The 16,502-nt window shown below is 53.4% G+C and carries 17 protein-coding genes; 7 read left to right on the top strand and 10 right to left on the bottom strand.

Translation table 11 applies throughout. The features are described 5' to 3' along the window. Positions 1–23 precede the first annotated feature (23 nt). Both BZJ19_RS10925 and recQ read right to left on the bottom strand, forming a co-directional pair. Entirely contained in the window at positions 24–326 is a 303-nt protein-coding gene (locus BZJ19_RS10925) for a DUF3630 family protein (RefSeq protein WP_077675653.1), read from the bottom strand. Continuing rightward, positions 313–2,127 carry an ATP-dependent DNA helicase RecQ gene (recQ, locus tag BZJ19_RS10920; protein WP_167370409.1) on the bottom strand — a complete coding sequence of 605 codons (1,815 nt, stop codon included), beginning with the start codon at positions 2,125–2,127 and terminating at the stop codon, positions 313–315. Before recQ ends, BZJ19_RS10925 begins: the two co-directional genes overlap by 14 nt. A gap of 234 nt (positions 2,128–2,361) precedes the next feature. Between recQ and rarD the strand changes: the two genes are divergently transcribed. Together rarD and BZJ19_RS10910 are read left to right on the top strand one after the other, a co-directional pair. Then, positions 2,362–3,294, top strand: a complete 933-nt coding sequence (rarD, locus tag BZJ19_RS10915; RefSeq protein ID WP_077675684.1) for an EamA family transporter RarD — start codon at positions 2,362–2,364, stop codon at positions 3,292–3,294. Beyond that, entirely contained in the window at positions 3,291–3,935 is a 645-nt protein-coding gene (locus BZJ19_RS10910; RefSeq protein WP_077675652.1) for a LysE family translocator, read from the top strand. The genes rarD and BZJ19_RS10910 overlap by 4 nt, the downstream gene beginning before the upstream one ends. A gap of 86 nt (positions 3,936–4,021) precedes the next feature. Here BZJ19_RS10910 and uvrD read toward each other — a convergent pair whose 3' ends face one another. Next, a complete protein-coding gene (uvrD, locus tag BZJ19_RS10905) occupies positions 4,022–6,202 on the bottom strand; it encodes a DNA helicase II (RefSeq protein WP_077675651.1) in 2,181 nt (726 codons plus the stop codon). Positions 6,203–6,444: 242 nt separating this feature from the next. On the opposite strand from uvrD, the gene BZJ19_RS10900 reads away from it, so the two are divergent. Genes BZJ19_RS10900 through BZJ19_RS10885 form a run of 4 tightly spaced genes read left to right on the top strand, consistent with a single transcriptional unit; the run spans position 6,445 to position 8,783 of the window. Further along, positions 6,445–6,705 carry a BufA1 family periplasmic bufferin-type metallophore gene (locus BZJ19_RS10900; RefSeq protein WP_046074463.1) on the top strand — a complete coding sequence of 87 codons (261 nt, stop codon included), beginning with the start codon at positions 6,445–6,447 and terminating at the stop codon, positions 6,703–6,705. A gap of 54 nt (positions 6,706–6,759) precedes the next feature. Then, complete coding sequence (bufB, locus tag BZJ19_RS10895) at positions 6,760–7,599, top strand: MNIO family bufferin maturase (RefSeq protein WP_077675650.1); 840 nt, start codon at positions 6,760–6,762, stop codon at positions 7,597–7,599. Next, positions 7,596–8,336 carry an HvfC/BufC N-terminal domain-containing protein gene (locus BZJ19_RS10890; RefSeq protein ID WP_077675649.1) on the top strand — a complete coding sequence of 247 codons (741 nt, stop codon included), beginning with the start codon at positions 7,596–7,598 and terminating at the stop codon, positions 8,334–8,336. Before bufB ends, BZJ19_RS10890 begins: the two co-directional genes overlap by 4 nt. A 3-nt stretch (positions 8,337–8,339) precedes the next feature. Continuing rightward, complete coding sequence (locus tag BZJ19_RS10885) at positions 8,340–8,783, top strand: DoxX family protein (RefSeq protein ID WP_077675648.1); 444 nt, start codon at positions 8,340–8,342, stop codon at positions 8,781–8,783. Here the strand turns inward: BZJ19_RS10885 and BZJ19_RS10880 are convergent. From BZJ19_RS10880 to lptM, 6 genes are read right to left on the bottom strand one after another with little or no spacing between them, the layout of a single operon-like run. After that, positions 8,780–9,508, bottom strand: a complete 729-nt coding sequence (locus BZJ19_RS10880; RefSeq protein WP_157891182.1) for an HAD-IA family hydrolase — start codon at positions 9,506–9,508, stop codon at positions 8,780–8,782. The two genes, BZJ19_RS10885 and BZJ19_RS10880, sit on opposite strands and share 4 nt — an antisense overlap. Before the next feature lies 1 nt (position 9,509). Next, the gene (xerC, locus tag BZJ19_RS10875; RefSeq protein ID WP_276526537.1) at positions 9,510–10,481 is read right to left on the bottom strand and encodes a tyrosine recombinase XerC; all 972 of its coding nucleotides are present in this window, start codon (positions 10,479–10,481) and stop codon (positions 9,510–9,512) included. Further along, positions 10,478–11,170: a DUF484 family protein gene (locus tag BZJ19_RS10870; RefSeq protein WP_077675647.1), complete on the bottom strand. Its 693-nt coding sequence runs from the start codon at positions 11,168–11,170 to the stop codon at positions 10,478–10,480. The genes xerC and BZJ19_RS10870 overlap by 4 nt, the downstream gene beginning before the upstream one ends. Further along, on the bottom strand, positions 11,167–11,997 hold the full coding sequence (gene dapF, locus BZJ19_RS10865) for a diaminopimelate epimerase (protein ID WP_077579518.1): 831 nt from the start codon (positions 11,995–11,997) through the stop codon (positions 11,167–11,169). Before dapF ends, BZJ19_RS10870 begins: the two co-directional genes overlap by 4 nt. Positions 11,998–12,005: 8 nt before the next feature. Next, positions 12,006–13,259: a diaminopimelate decarboxylase gene (gene lysA, locus BZJ19_RS10860; protein WP_077675646.1), complete on the bottom strand. Its 1,254-nt coding sequence runs from the start codon at positions 13,257–13,259 to the stop codon at positions 12,006–12,008. A gap of 24 nt (positions 13,260–13,283) precedes the next feature. Beyond that, positions 13,284–13,394, bottom strand: coding sequence for an LPS translocon maturation chaperone LptM (lptM, locus tag BZJ19_RS17005; RefSeq protein WP_101494787.1), 111 nt, complete (start codon positions 13,392–13,394; stop codon positions 13,284–13,286). Positions 13,395–13,471: 77 nt separating this feature from the next. On the opposite strand from lptM, the gene cyaY reads away from it, so the two are divergent. Continuing rightward, positions 13,472–13,783, top strand: coding sequence for an iron donor protein CyaY (gene cyaY / locus BZJ19_RS10850; protein ID WP_077455777.1), 312 nt, complete (start codon positions 13,472–13,474; stop codon positions 13,781–13,783). A 52-nt stretch (positions 13,784–13,835) separates the two neighbouring features. Here the strand turns inward: cyaY and BZJ19_RS10845 are convergent, their stop codons facing one another. After that, positions 13,836–16,412, bottom strand: a complete 2,577-nt coding sequence (locus BZJ19_RS10845; protein WP_475141777.1) for a class I adenylate cyclase — start codon at positions 16,410–16,412, stop codon at positions 13,836–13,838. Positions 16,413–16,502 lie beyond the last annotated feature (90 nt).

Below are 16,502 nucleotides of genomic sequence, written 5' to 3'. Positions count from 1 at the left end.
TCAAGAAACGGTGCCAGCGCAATTTAAAGAGGCGGATGACGCGTCCACCAGCGGCGCAAAAAGCTAATCACCTCATCGCCCTCCTCATCCAACGCTTCTAACCACACGCTCTGGGTGTAATGTGCTGCTTTGAGCATCAAACGCGCGCCTTCAAAATCAATCAGCCAAGTCATCATGTCCGCGTCTTGTTGGCACTCAATCACAGAGGCTTCGAGGGCTTGCAGCAATGGCTGACAGATTTCTTTGCCATTATCCGCATTAAGCTGCGGCTGATAAAACGCCAAGGTGTTGTCGGACGCTATCAATTGCCAATTACTCGGTGCCATAGCCGTACTCGCTCAAACTCAAGTGATCGTCAATCAAGTCCAAAAACGCATCGCCGAATTTTTCTAGCTTGCGCTGTCCGACGCCACTGACCGCTAGGAGCTCCGCTTGCGATGACGGCAGCATCTCGGCCATTTCCATCAAGGTTGCGTCGTTAAACACCACATAAGGTGGAATATCTTCTTCGTCAGCAATGGCTTTACGTAACTTACGCAGCTTGGCGAACAGTTTTTTATCGTAATGGCGCTGGCTCAGCTTGTTGGCTTTGGTGCGAGGGCTGAGGCCAATACGCGGTACCGCCAGTTCGAGGGCAATCTCGCTGCGCAGTAATGGTCGCGCTTGTTCAGTTAACTGCAGCACCGAGCTACGGGCAATGTTTTGCACCAGATAACCGCGATGGATCAATTGGCGAATAATGCTTACCCAGTATTCATGGCTCCACTCTCGTCCGATGCCGTAGGTAGAGAGCTTGTCATGGCCATGATCTTTAATGCGCTGATTTTGCATCCCGCGCAACACTTCCACCACGTATCCAACCCCAAAACTTTGGTTAACACGGTACACGCACGACAGCGCTTTTTGTGCTTGTTCGGTGCCATCAAAATGGGTGGGCGGGTCGAGACAAATATCACAGTTGCCACATGGGGTTTGGCGATTCTCGCCAAAGTAGTTTAGGAGCACTAAACGGCGACAGGTTTGCGCTTCAGCAAACGCGCCCATCGCGGTCAGTTTATGGCTTTCGACCTGCTTTTGGGGCCCATCCGGCTTTTCTTCCAAGCAGCGATGGAGCCATCCCATGTCGGAGGGGTCGTACAACAACACCGCTTCAGCAGGTAGCCCATCTCGTCCGGCACGGCCGGTTTCTTGGTAGTAAGATTCAATATTGCGCGGCACATCATAGTGCACCACAAAGCGGACATTGGGCTTATTGATCCCCATCCCAAACGCCACAGTCGCCACCACAATGTTGACATCGTCACGTTGAAACGCCTCTTGCACAGAGCCGCGCGCCTCAGTGCTCATTCCCGCATGGTAGGCAGCGGCGAGCATATTGTTATCACACAGTTTTTGAGTGACCTGCTCAACCCGCTTACGGCTATTGCAATAGACAATCCCTGATTGGCCGCGTTGACCGCTCAGAAACTGCACCAATTGGGCCAAAGGTTTGTGCTTTTCCAGCAAGGTGTAGCGAATGTTAGGGCGGTCAAAGCTACCCAGATGCACCAAGGGATCGTGCAGAGCAAGGCGGGATAAAATATCCTCGCGCGTGGTGGCATCCGCGGTGGCTGTCAGCGCCATCACAGGCACATCAGGAAAGTGCTGTTTGAGCTGGCCTAAAGAGGCATATTCGCGGCGAAAGTCATGGCCCCATTGGGAAATACAGTGCGCTTCGTCGACCGCAATCAACGCCAGTTGCCACTCGGTTAAGCGATGGATAAAGTCGCGCCCTAACGCGCGCTCAGGCGATACATAAAGTAGCTTCACCTCCCCCTGATTTAACGCGCGCAAGGTGTCTGCTTGCGCCTCAGGCGTCATCGCTGAGTTTAAGCACGCCGCGGCAACACCATTAGCATTAAGCTGGTCAACCTGATCTTTCATCAATGAAATCAAAGGTGAAATCACCACGGTCAGGCCAGTGCGCACCAATGCGGGGATCTGATAACACAGTGATTTCCCTCCCCCGGTCGGCATAATCACCAAGGCGTCACGCCCCGCAATCGCCGCATCAATCACCGCTTGCTGACCCTCGCGGAACTGGTGATAACCAAACACCGCTTTGAGTACCTGATGGGCAGGACTCATGGCAGGATCAGCAGTAGCGACGTCAGTTTCGGACGCATCGGCATGGGCGGGAGTGGCGGACATAATCAAGCTCATTACTCAAACTGGCGCTCATTCTACCGACACCCCGTAAGCGATGAAACCCTGAGCACAGAGAAAGGTGCTTGCGCCCGCCCTTACAACTTGTTACATCTAGTCAACATGCACACGTTCGTGTTCATCCCTGACCGACACTTATAACGAGACTGCGCTGTGATTCCTGATCCAAAACGCACACGCCAAGGCGTGTTACTGGCCCTTGCGGCCTACATTATGTGGGGTATCGCCCCCATGTACTTTAAAACGGTCAACCATATTCCGGCGCCGGAAATTTTGGCGCACCGGGTATTGTGGTCGTTTGTTTTTTTGGCATTGCTGCTTTTTTTCACCCGTCGTTTTTATCAGCTCAAGCCGATTGTCCGCGAGCCGAAAAAGCTGTTGATGTTGATGCTCACCTCTTGCTTTATTGGCTGTAATTGGCTGATTTTTATCTGGGCAATAGTCAATAACCGCATGCTGGATGCCAGCCTTGGCTACTACATTAATCCACTGGTGAACGTGGCGCTGGGGATGATCTTTCTTGGTGAGCGTTTCCGCCGTCTACAGTGGCTTGCAGCGGCGCTGGCGTTGACGGGGGTATTGGTACAACTGATCACCTTTGGTTCACTGCCTTGGATTGCGTTAGTGCTGGCCACCAGTTTTGCGATTTACGGCTTACTGCGCAAAAAAATCAATCTCCCTGCGGTGCCGGGTTTGTTTGTGGAGACCTGCACACTCTTGCCCGTTGCGCTGATTTATCTGTGGCAGTTTGCCGATACACCCAGCGCCAACCTGCTCGATAATCCTATCAGCCTGAATATGTTACTGGCCGCTGCCGGTTTGATCACGACGGTGCCTTTACTGTGCTTTACCGGCGCCGCCACCCGCTTACCCTTAACAGTATTGGGCTTTTTCCAATATATCGGCCCCAGCTTAATGTTTTTACTTGCCGTCGGCTTGTATGACGAACCCTTTACCCCAGATAAAGCCACTACCTTTGCCTTTATTTGGGCCGCCTTGGCAATATTTAGCTTTGATGCCTATCGAGCTAAGCGACAGAAAGAGGCCAAGATAGAGACCACACCTTTGTCAGCGGGAAAATCAGGATGAGTGAGTTGACTATTCTCGCCACGCTGGCGGGGGTACATATGATTGCGCTGCTCAGCCCCGGGCCCGACTTTGCCTTGGTGCTCCAAAATGCGACCCGTTATGGCCGTGCCACTGGCTTGGCGATTGCGCTGGGGTTATCGCTGAGTATTTTGGCGCACACAATACTGAGCATTACCGGCATCAGCCTGTTGGTACATCAGCACCCACAACTCTTTATGTGGGTGCAGGTGGCGGGGGGCAGTGTGCTGATGTATTTAGGTCTTAGCGCGATTAAAGGTTTGCTCGCCGCCACCACATCGCCAGTGCAAACCGCCAATGATGCGCCTGCGGTACGCGGCCAAAAACAGGCCTTTTGGAAAGGGGTGCTGACCAACCTTTTTAATCCGAAAGCCTTGGTGTTTTTTATTTCGTTGATGAGTACCTTGGTACCGGCGAGCATGTCTGCCAGCGGCAAAGCCATGGCCGTGGCGGTGGTGTTTCTGCTCTCATTAGGCTGGTTTTCGTCACTCGCCTGGCTGCTATCAGGCAGTCGCGTACAGCAAGTGCTCACCAAAGTCGCCCCGATTATCGATGGGCTGTGTGCGCTGTTGTTTTTGCTGCTAGGTGGTGCGGTCGTTTGGCAAGCCGGCGTGTTCGGCTAACGATGCAGCTGAAAAACGCAGGTGATAGGATAAATACCAACACGCCCAGCCGAGGCTGGGCGTTTTTTGGCGTTAACCGGTCGAGCTTAAAGCGCTTCCAGTTTGGCGTACTGAGTCACCAACCACTTAATCCCTTCCCCATTAAAGGCAACTTGCACGCGGCTTTGTCCGCCACTGCCTTCAAAGTTGATGATGGTGCCTTCACCAAATTTAGGGTGTTGAACCCGCTGACCCAAACTAAACCCGGTTTGGTTAAAGTTCTCCTGAGTCTGCGTTTTGGAAAAACGACCACCGCTTGCGGCAGGGCGTGAGACATTGGCACGCATCCGCACTTCTTCCAAGCAGGCCTCGGGCAGCTCACGAATAAAGCGCGAGATCTTATGGAACATGTCTTTGCCGTACACACGGCGCATTTCTGCGTAGGTCAGATAGAGCTTTTCCATCGCTCGCGTCATGCCGACATAGCAAAGGCGACGCTCTTCTTCTAAGCGGCCCGCTTCTTCGGCTGACATCTGGCTGGGGAACATACCCTCTTCCACCCCGACCATAAAGACTAAGGGGAATTCGAGGCCTTTGGCACTGTGTAAGGTCATCAATTGGACCGCATCATCAAACTCGTCCGCTTGGCCTTCACCGGCCTCAAGGGCGGCGTGGGCCAAGAACGCCGACAGCGGTGTCATCCCTTCCGCTTCCGCCTCTTCAGGAGGCGTAAATTGGCGCGTAGCCGTCACCAACTCTTCCAAGTTATCGACACGCGCTTGCGCTTTTTCACCTTTTTCTTGCTCGTACATGGCGCGCAAGCCGGAGTGACGGATCACCGCATCGGTTTGTTGATACAGTGCCATGTCACGGGTGTCATCTTCTAGCGCATTGACCAGCTCGATAAACCGGCCCAGCGCATTGGCTGCGCGTCCTGCCAGTGCTTTTTCTGCCAAGATTTGCTCGGCCGTGTGCCATAAGGTTTGTCCACGATCGCGCGCCGCGCCACGAAGCGTCTCAAGGGTGCGATCACCAATCCCCCGAGTGGGCGTGTTTACCACCCGCTCAAACGCCGCATCGTCATTGCGATTCGTCATCAAACGTAAATAGGCCAGCGCATCTTTGATTTCCTGACGTTCGAAAAAGCGCATGCCGCCGTAGATACGATAAGGGAGACCGGCTTGAATTAAGGCTTCTTCCAGCACCCGAGATTGGGCGTTGTTGCGGTATAAAATCGCGCTGTCGGTGAGCGCGCCGCCTTCGTCCTGCCAAGTTTTGATTTTCCCGACCACAAAACGCGCTTCATCCAGTTCATTAAAACCGGCATACACAGAGATGGGCTCACCCTCTTTGCCCTCGGTCCACAGGCTTTTGCCCATCCGGTCGGCATTGTTTTCAATCAGGGTGTTCGCCGCTTGCAAAATCGTACTGGTTGAGCGGTAGTTTTGCTCCAAACGAATGGTCTGCGGGGTGGTGAAATCATCCAGAAAACGCTGAATATTTTCCACTTTCGCGCCACGCCAGCCGTAAATGGATTGGTCGTCGTCCCCCACAATCATCACATGCGCCTGTTGGCCCGCCATCATGCGCAACCAAGCATATTGGATGTTGTTGGTATCTTGGAACTCATCCACCAAAATGTGCTGGAAACGCGCTTGGTAGTGTTCGCGGATCACCGCTTTATCGCGCAATAACTCTAACGTTCGCAGCAAGATCTCGGCAAAATCCACCAAACCGGCGCGATCACAGGCTTCTTGATAAGCCTGATAAATCCGCAGCCAAGTGCTCTCAACCGGATCATGGCGGGTATCAATGTGCTTGGGACGCAACCCTTCGTCTTTTTTGCCATTGATGTACCAACTCGCTTGCTTGGCGGGCCAATGTTTTTCATCCAAGTTTTGCGCTTTAATTAACCGACGTAGCAAACGCTGCTGATCGTCTGAATCAAGAATTTGGAAGTCTTGTGGCAGGTTGGCGTCCAAATAGTGGGCACGGAGAATACGGTGGCAAATGCCGTGGAAGGTGCCACACCACATGCCAGAGGCGGTGCCTTGCATCAATTGCTCGATACGACCGCGCATTTCCGCTGCCGCTTTGTTGGTGAAGGTGACCGCCATCACCGAGAACGGCGATGCCTCTTCGACCCGCATCAGCCAAGCCATACGATGAACCAGCACCCGGGTTTTACCACTGCCAGCACCTGCCAACACCAAATGGTTGCCGAGCGGCGCGGCCACGGCTTCACGCTGTTTGTCGTTGAGTCCGTCAAGAAGAGTTGATACGTCCATCGCCACCTGCCATTTTACTGGGTATTTATACACTGGTTAGCGATTATACCAGCTCGCCACTAAATTGCGCGCCCGATCCCGACGCAACTTTTTTAAACAATAATTCAGCAGGTTAGCCACCAGCACGCAAAAAAATCGCTTAAGTGGTGAAAGATTGCGCAGTGTTTTCCTATCTTGGTTTATAGGCCCACCACCAATCAGTGGGCTGATAACACCAACACGGAACAAGAAGAGGAAGCATGATGAAACATACTAACCTAGCGGTTGCCGCCGCTGTCACAGGATTGCTGGCCGTAGGCGCGACCACACTCACTAGCGCACCGGCCCATGCGGCAGAAAAAGAAAAATGCTATGGCGTCGCCAAAGCCGGACAAAATGACTGCGCCACCAACACCAGCTCCTGCGCGGGCACCTCCACCGAAGACGGCCAAAAAGATGCGTTTGTGATGGTACCAAAAGGCTTATGCGATCGCTTAGCCGGCGGCAGTACCTCGTCATCGTGATATGGCGCGCCCGGGCTAACCCCGGGCTTTGTCATTTGACCACAAGGAGCAACCATGGATGAGGCAACCGTTTTGACCGGCGTGGGGCTCAGACAACCACATCTCGCCTACTTCGACCAATATCGCCCAAAGCTTGGCTGGTTAGAAATTCACAGTGAAAACTATTTCCGTCCCCACCGTCCTGCCTTCTCAACCCTGATGCGGTTACGTGAGGATTACGCCATCAGCTGTCATGGCGTGGGATTATCGCTGGGGAGCGACGAGCCGCTTGATCGGGCCCATTTAGACAAACTGTGTACACTGGTCAAACACGTCGAGCCACTGTTTGTGTCTGACCATTTAAGTTGGAGCCGGATAGACGGGCAGCACTTTCACGATTTACTCCCCCTCCCCTACACCGAGCAGGCATTGCGGGTGTTTTGCACCAATGTGCAACAGGTTCAAGACGCGCTGCAGCGTCCTCTGCTGATTGAGAACCCATCGAGCTATTTAAGCTTTGCTCAGGGTGACTACCACGAATGGGAATTTCTCGCCGAAGTGCACGCTCGCACGGGCTGCGATTTACTGCTCGATTTAAACAACGTTCATGTCAGCGCGTTTAACCATGATTTTAGCGCCAGCACCTACCTTGACGCGATTCCCGCCCATGCGGTGAAAGAAATTCACCTTGCTGGGTTTACCGTCAAGCACACCCCCGCAGGAGAAATTTGGATAGACACTCATAACCAACCGGTTAGCGAGGCAGTATGGACGCTCTATCAACACTGGATTGACCGCCACGGCCCTCGCCACACCCTCATTGAGTGGGATACTGACTTGCCCGCACCCGAGCGATTGTTAGCAGAAGCGGCCAAAGCCCACCATCGACTGGCTCGACATAAGGAGGCGGTATGACGCTGGCAGTCCTGCAGCAGGCCTTTGCTGCCACATTGCGAGATGACCCTCAGCCGCTGCCGATAAAAGGCGGTCGCCTTGCCGCTGACAAGCGATTGCAGATTTATCGCAACCATTATGTGGTCACCCTCACTGACACGCTAAAATGCGTGTATCCCAAGACCTGTGCACTACTGGGTGAGGCGTGTTTTGATGCGGTAGCGCGTCATCATGCGATGGTGCATCCCCCGCAAACCGGGGTGATGGAAGACTATGGCGCACAGTTCGATGCGACCTTGCGCGCCCTGCCCAATATTATCGAGCCCGTGCCTTGTTGCGCCGAACTTGCCCGTTTTGAGTGGGCGCAAGTGGTGCTCACTCTCACCCCTCCCTCTCCGACGTTTGAAGGCAGCGCGCTCGCGTCGCTAAGCCCTGAGCAACAAGCGCAGGTTTGTTTACCGCTCAACCATCAAGCGCGTCTATTTGAAAGCGACTACGCAGTCAGTGACGTGTGGCAAGCGATCGCCACGGAGCAGTTCGAAGGCTTGGTGGTCGAGAAGCCGCAAGCTTTATTACTGGTTGCTAACCAAGACAAGGTGCATTGGTACGCGCTCAATACCCATCATGTCAGTGTGCTCAACGCCTGCCCACACACTCCATTAGGCGCCCTGTCACAGGCGCAACTTGCGTGTGTGTCTGAGCTCGCGGCTATGAATGCATTTACCACCCCAACGACTGCCTGCAATGCTAAGGAGTAAGCCATGTGGCTAACCACAATCAATCACACCTTCGCCCGCGCGCTTACCCCACTGCAGCCGTTACTTCTGCTAATGGGTCGCGTCTACGTGGCGTGGATTTTTTTTCAATCCGGGCTGATCAAATACCAAAACTGGGACAGCACTCTATACCTGTTCGAGTATGAGTATCAGGTGCCGTTGCTGCCGTGGCAGCTGGCCGCTTATTTAGGGACCGCGACGGAGCTGATTTTGCCGATATTTGTTGCTTTGGGCCTGCTCGCACGGCCAATGACGTTGGCGTTATTTGTGTTCAACATTGTCGCGGTCGCCTCCTACCCACTGCTATGGGAGCGTGGCTATGATGACCACATTATGTGGGGCGTGATCTTGTTGGTGGTCAGTGTGTGGGGGCCGGGTTGGCTTAACCTCGATAACTGGCTAACCCGCAAACCAAGCGGCACCTATTAGCGGTGCCGTTGCTGAATAAGGGTATCGAGCTCAGATAAATCGTCGATCGCCACATCCGGTAAGGTGCGTCCTTTATGCATCATGGGGGATTGGCGCTCTGGGCGGATCCAACATGCTTGCATGCCCGCTTGGCGCGCGCCAGCTACATCCGAACTTAAGTGATCGCCCACATGTAAAATACGCGCCGGGGCGATGCCCAAGGCCTGCGCGGCTTTATCAAACATCTCTGGGCTCGGCTTGGCTGCCCCGTGTTCACCGGCACGGAAAATATGCTGGAAAAACGGCGTCAGGCCAATCGCATCGGTGTCGACGTTACCGTTGGTGATGGCCACCAATGGCAGTTTCTCGGACCAGGCTTTTAAATAAGCCAAACTTTGCGCCGGCGGAGTAAAGTCACTGCGATATCCGCAAAAGAAGGTGGTTGCCGCTTGGGCTTGTGCGCGCGCCTTCTCCGCAGTTAAACCAACATGTTCACCGGCAAGCGTCAGCTGGGCAACCCGCATCGCGGTAACATCAAAGCGTTGGGCAGGGTTCTGGTCACGGGCTTGGCGGCGAAATCCCGCAAGGGTGGCTTTATCAAGCGCGGCGAGCGGCGGGCAGTGCTCACTCAAATAGTCGTTTAGCGCCGCCTCCGCACGTGCGATCACCGGCCAGTTATCGTACAAGGTATCATCCAAGTCAAAACTCACCGCATCAAACGCGTTTAAGCGACGATAAAATTTCATATCACGACTCCGAGTTGTTTTTTTTACCTGCGCGAGGTTTGCTAGCCCCTGTGCTGCGGGCACGGGGATGCGCCGCGTCATATACTTTCGCCAGGTGTTGAAAGTCCAAATGGGTATAAATTTGTGTGGTGCTTAAATCGGCATGGCCAAGCAACTCTTGCACTGCGCGCAAATCCCCGGACGATTCCAGCATGTGAGTGGCAAAACTGTGGCGCAGTTTGTGAGGATTAATGTGGCTATTCACCGCCTGCTTTTGTCCCCACTCCGCCATACGTTTTTGCACGCTACGGTGCGAAATTCGCTGGCCAAGTTTAGAGATAAATAGCGCCTCTTCTGGCCCTTTGAGGAGCTGGTTGCGCACTTTCAGCCAGTTCATCACCCAAGTTTTGGCCATGCCGGAAAAAGGCACGATGCGCTCTTTTTCCCCTTTACCGGTGACACGCAAATCCCCTTTACGTACCGAGACATCACGCACGTCGAGATCCACCAGCTCGGCCAAACGCAATCCTGCGCCATACATCAGTTCCATCATTGCCCGATCCCGCACCGACAGCGGGTCGTCTTGATCCACCTCGAGCAGCTGATTCATTTCATCCACATCGAGGTTTTTCGGCAACTGGCGCCCTTGCTTAGGCGCGGCGACCCCTTTGGCCGGATTAGCCGCGAGCTGCTCAGTGAGAACGAGGTAGTCGAAAAAGCTACGCAACGCGGACAACCGCAACGCAATACTGCCCGGTTTAAGGCCATCGCGTTTGGCTTGGCTCGAAATTTGTCGCACCCAGTCAGCATCCACATCTTGCCAATGGGCGATGCCCCGCGCGGTCAGAAAGTCGACAATCTTATCTAACTGGCGCTGATAATTGCGTTGCGTATGGGCACTGAGGCCCCGTTCGCTGAGCTGATATTGATAAAAGCGGTCAAGCGGGACCGTCAGTGAGCGGGGAGCTGCTTGGTCAGGCGTTATCGCTGTCACTGACGCTCACCCTTGTTTGTCCACTGACTACATAAGATGGCCAAGTGTGCAGCCAGCTGTTCGATAAAAAGGGTGTCCATGTCTGGCTGAAAGTGCCCGCCATCTGCGCTCGCAAAGCTCAACAGTCCCCACTCTTTGCCTTCCCCTTTAATCGGTACCAGCGCAAAAGAGCCTAGCTCCGGTGGCGTTGCCATCACCGCTTCCGCATCCACACGGCGCAAGCGCCCGAGATAACAACGACGTCCGGCAAAATGATGGCTTTTTAATTGATCCACCGCCTGACGCGGCATGGTCTGCAGCCCGTCGATAGGCGCATACACCCGTAAGCTAACGGTCAGTTGCAGTTGCTCGCTAAGTGCCGTTAACGCCGCTTGCACCGCCTGTGGCGTGTTGGCACGCAACAGTGCCTGATGCGCTTCAGCAAAAGCACGGAAAAGGGCATCGTTTTTCGCCCCTAGGCTCATCAGTTGGGTAATGTCTTCTTCCAACTCCGCTACCCGCTCACGCAGGCGCTTAAGTTGAATTTCCACCAGCGATACCGCGCCTTGCTCACCGTGTGGCACGGTCAGCTGCGTCAGCAAATCGCGATGGCGAATAAAAAAATCTGGATTGTCTTTTAAATACGCCGCCACCGCCTCTTCGCTCAGCGGCATGGTTTCCAGTGTCGAGGCTTCTACCCCATCATTCATAATTGCAATTGTCCATCAAATACATGTGTCGCTGGGCCTGTCATTGATAAGGGATGGCCCGGCCCGCGCCAGCGAATGCGTAGATCTCCACCGGGTAAACTCACCGTTACTTGCTCATCAAGCACGCCTTGTATAATCCCGACCGCAACCGCGGCACACGCGCCACTGCCACAGGCTTGGGTTTCACCGGCACCGCGTTCGTACACTCTAAGCTTAATCGCATTGCGGGAAAGGATCTGCATAAAGCCGGCATTGACCCGCTCAGGGAAGCGTTCGTGACTTTCAAGTAGCGGTCCCAAGGTGTCCACGTCGGCGTGGTCGACATCCTCAACCACGGTCACCACATGCGGGTTGCCCATGCTCACGGCGCCGACAAACAAGGTCTGTTCCGCCACCCGCATCAAGTAGGTTTTTTCTTGTGAGTTGGCACGAAACGGAATTTTCCCCGGCGTGAATTCCGGCTCGCCCATGTTCACGCGCACCTGATTGTCGTTTTCAATGTGCAGCAGCATTTTACCGGCTTGGGTGCTCACGCTGATCTGATGCTTATTGGTCAGCCCTTTCATTCGCACGAAACGCGCAAAGCAGCGCGCACCATTGCCACATTGCGATACTTCCGATGCGTCAGGGTTAAAAATGCGATAATGGAAATCTGTCTCAGGATCGTAGGGCGGCTCCACGACCAATAGCTGGTCAAAGCCGACGCCACGATGACGATCGGCCAGACGCCGAATCAGATCCGGCGAAAAGAACGCGTTTTGCGTGACACAGTCAACCACCATGAAGTCGTTGCCCAGCCCGTGCATTTTTGCAAACTGTACCTGCATGCCAATCCTTATTCTGGTAGGCGCTGTTCAAGCTGCCATAACGACGCCAAGTTTTCGCGCTCGCGCACAAGGTGTGCTTGGTCGCCATCGACCATGACCTCGGCGGGGCGGCAGCGTGAGTTATAGTTTGACGCCATCACAAAGCCATATGCGCCGGCTGAGCGTACCGCCAGTAAATCACCCGCTTCTAACACCAGCGAGCGGTCTTTGCCCAAGTAATCACCCGTTTCGCAAACTGGTCCTACTAAATCATAGGTTTGTGGTTCCCCTTGGCGCGGCACCACGGGAATGATTTCTTGATAGGCTTGATACAGTGACGGACGAATTAAATCGTTCATCCCCGCATCGATAATGGCAAAGTTTTTATGCTCACTGTGCTTGAGAAACTCAACCTTGGTCAGCAACACCCCCGCATTGGCGGCAATCGCACGGCCCGGCTCAAAAATCAGCTCAAGATGACGATGATTGTCCAAACGCGCCAACAACGCTCTGGCATACTCCGATGGCTGAGGCGGTTTCTCGTCGCTATAGGTCACGCCTAATCCGCCACCCACATCCAGATGACGAATCGTAATACCTTCATCGCCCAAGGTATCAATCAACGCCAACAAGCGGTCGGTAGATTCAATAAAAGGTGCGAGTTCGGTCAGTTGTGAGCCGATATGACAGTCAATGCCTTCGACCTTAAGGTGTGGCAAGCTGGCTGCATAACGAAAACTATTCAACGCCTCCGCAAAGGCAATACCAAATTTGTTTTCCTTTAAGCCCGTTGAGATGTAGGGGTGGGTGTTGGCATCCACATCAGGGTTAATACGCAACGATATCGGCGCTTGCACACCCAACTCGCCCGCCACTTGGTTTAAGCGATCGAGTTCAGAGTGTGATTCCACATTGAAGCATTTGATGCCTACTTCCAGTGCACGACGCATTTCTGCGGCCGTTTTCCCCACGCCAGAAAACACCACTTTCGCGGGATCACCACCGGCGACGAGCACGCGCTCGAGTTCACCTTGAGAGACAATATCAAATCCTGACCCCAAGCGTGCCAGCACATTTAACACACCGATATTGGAGTTTGCTTTAACGGCATAGCATACCAAATGCGGATGATCGCCTACGGCGCGATCAAACGCGTGCCAATGGCGCTCAAAGGTTGCACGTGAATAGACGTACAAGGGTGTGCCGTGATTATCGGCAAGCTGGGTCAAAGGCAATGATTCGGCCCACAGCTGGCCGTCGTCCTGATAATTGAAATAATCCAAGGTGTTCTTCCCTGTCGTCGTTGGTTATTGATTTTGCGTCGGTTGTTGGTCCGGATAATACAGGGGCCCTTGTTGGCCACAGCCGGTCAGTGTCATGATGCCAGTGAGCATCAGTAAAATGACGAGTTTTCGCATAGTGAATGCCAGTGATTATCGAGTCAATGCCCTCTATAATCGCATCACAACCATGAAAAGCAATAGGATGTAACGGGATGAACACAACGGAATATCATCAGTTGGTCGATTTACAAATGCAGGCCATTGAAGAAGGTATCGATGACTCAGGCGCCGACATCGATTATGAGAGCGTTGGCAACGTAATGACGCTGGAGTTCGATGATGGCAGCCAAATCATCATTAACCGCCAAGAGCCGATGCAAGAAATCTGGCTCGCGTCGAAAAGCGGTGGATTCCACTTTGCCCTCAAAGACGGCGAATGGACCTGCAGCAAAACGGGACTCGTGTTGATGGATCTGGTGCAGCAAGAGTGCAGCAAGCACGCAGGCGAACCTGTTTCTTGGTGATCTTGGTGGACAATCGACACAGCGCGAGCCTCACACGGGCCGCGCTCGTTGACTATTTAAATGACGCTACCTGACCGGCTAGTCCTTGATGTGGCGGCTGTCGCGGCGGCTGCCATTGTGGATCGCATTTAAACGGCAAGGCTTGGGTTTCACCCTGCTCATCGGTCACGATTTGATAAAACTGCGGCAAGTTAAAGTTGATAAAATTGGCACTGTAGCTGTAGCGGTCATGAGAAGAGGTATAGAAACGGTTTACGCCCTGTACCATTTCGGTTTTATCCCCGCTGCACTGGCGATACACTTCCACCCGATTGTTTTCGTCGAGAATATAGAGATTGTAGCCATTGGTACAATCTTCAAAGAAAAACTGCACCAAGCCTTCACTGGCGTAAGCATCAACCACTTCAGGCGGATGCACATCTTGTGGGTTATCGACCACCATCACCGGCGTGCCGTTGACCTTATTGGTGGAAATACAGCGATAAAAATCCACCGAGTTTTCTAACCGCTGTACTGACACGCCACGGCGCTCGAAGAACAAACCATGGGTCTGCTTGCCGATGCGTAATGCTTTAAAGCGGCGGCGCTTTTCCTTTTCAATCGGTTTTAAGCGCAATTCAATGCACTCAGCGACCAATTGGTAGACCAGATTACGAATTAAGCCACGCATCTTGCTAGAATAGCAGAACACGTCCACAGACTCTGGGGGAAGCGCATCTTGGTGCATTTTGCCCAGCATGGTTTTCAATGCTTCCAAAATGGCATCATCGCCACGGTAATTCAGGGTCCGAACTTCATTCCACGAGTTGCGATAAACGAGATCGACACTCCCCACCAAACAAGTTTGTTCGGGACCGTAGCTGAAAATATCACTGTTTTTGAAGTCAAAACGCATCGACGGTTTTTTGTATGCCGATGTCGGGTCTTGCTCTAAATTGACAAACAGCGCGAGCTGGCGAATTTCACATGGGCTCGACAGCGCATCCAATGTCGGGCGCGGTGGGCGCAAGGAGAAGGTGTTCCGCATGTCACTGACCAGCTGATACAAGGTATCAATATCAACATCCGCATCGCGCACCACGGTGTGCAAATGGGTTGACTCCGTCAGCAAGCCGTTGAAAAACGCCCACGCCACCAGTTTGGATAAATAAGCATTGTGCTCTAGCGGCGCGCGACCAATGATATCGACCGGGTCAAGCGAGTGCTTATACAAATACCAACCCGGCGCATTGGTGCGCCCTTCCGAGACCTGAATAAAGGTGAGATCCGATTCGTGTAAATCCGGCGAAATTTGCGGATTCAATAAGGTCACTTTACCCGGCAATTCTTCAAAGGCGGCATACAGTTTACGAGCGAGAATACTGATGTCTTGTGGGCTAATCGCGGACGTAATATCGTTGCGGCGGGCAAAGCGGATCAGGTTCCGATAGCTTTGCATCAAGGCGTCAAGCAGCTCGTTGTGCGCGTATTTTACCTCCTCGACTTTCCAGTAACGGCGGTTGTCGAGGTAGGCCAGCGCCTGTTCATCCCAGCCCCACTCACGAGTTAGCAATCGCAACACGTCACGACGCCATGCGACCGAGCCAGTCGACGGCGCCTGGGTCAATTTCTCATGGGTTTTTAGATAAAAACAACGACGTACAAGGTCGAGACGACGGGTGTCACCAATGGATTCCAAATAACGGGTGACTTTTTCCAGCATCAAATAATAGGCGTCGGACTGATACACATCGACCCAACCAGCATAGAAACGGCGTTTGCCATCCACACTCAGAAGCTGGGTGCCGGGATACTGCCATGAGTAGGCTTCGAGCAAAATCGCTTTGAGGACAGACTTATACGGTGAATCAATGCTTTTATACAGTTGCCACAAGCTTGAGCCAAAATATTCTTCGGCTGGGATGGTCGGCAGACCACCAAAGTCGACCCAATCACGACGGTCAAGGCCATGGTCAGCGACCAGCGTATCCACATAGTCCTCGTAGCACGCCTCCATCTCTGGTGGCACCATGTACCACAACAGTTTTTGGCCAGCGAGTCGCATGGAGGAGCGATAAAACTCATCCAGCAAAAGAAAATGCTGACTGGTGCCACAGTTGTCACTGGTCATCGCCTGTGACAAGTGATGGCGAAAACGCCCCTCGCAGACCACAAAGAAGTTCGCTTCTACCCCTTGGTTGAGGGCCCACTCTGAAATAGCGGTGCACTTGGCATCCAGCATCTCGCGCTGCGCCGCGCTGACGGAGGCATCCACACATACCCAAATATCGAGGTCACTGGTAAGGCTTTGTCCCATGGAGCCGGTACTGCCCATGGTATACATGCCTTTAATCGGCAGGCGCTGATCGTGCTCAAAACGCGCAGTTAGAGAGGAGAAACGGGTGTCTGTGTGGATCAGGCAATCGGAGACAAACTGACGTTGTGTCTCATCAAGCTCGTAATCGGCAATGCCAAAGGGCACGCTGTCGTCAAAAAACCCCGGTAAAGCCGGATGGTTTAGATGTAAAAGCACTGGCAGCACATCGAAAACCGCTTGAGCCTGTCGGCTCATGGCTGACCGCGCGCGATCCATTCTCACACGGTTAAACGCTTCGATGCGTTCAGTTTGCTGTTCAACGTATGTTTGCAAGGCAATCATCCAGATTCGTTGACATCCCGGTCAACAGGTCGACGTTACTGTCTTCACCGTATCCGCCCAATTGCAGATAACAAAACGTGA

The sequence above is a fragment of the Salinivibrio proteolyticus genome (assembly GCF_001996165.1).
GTDB classification, from domain to species: Bacteria; Pseudomonadota; Gammaproteobacteria; order Enterobacterales; family Vibrionaceae; genus Salinivibrio; species Salinivibrio proteolyticus.
Note: the sequence above shows the minus strand (reverse complement) of the source record. Positions and strands in the feature narration are given on the sequence as shown.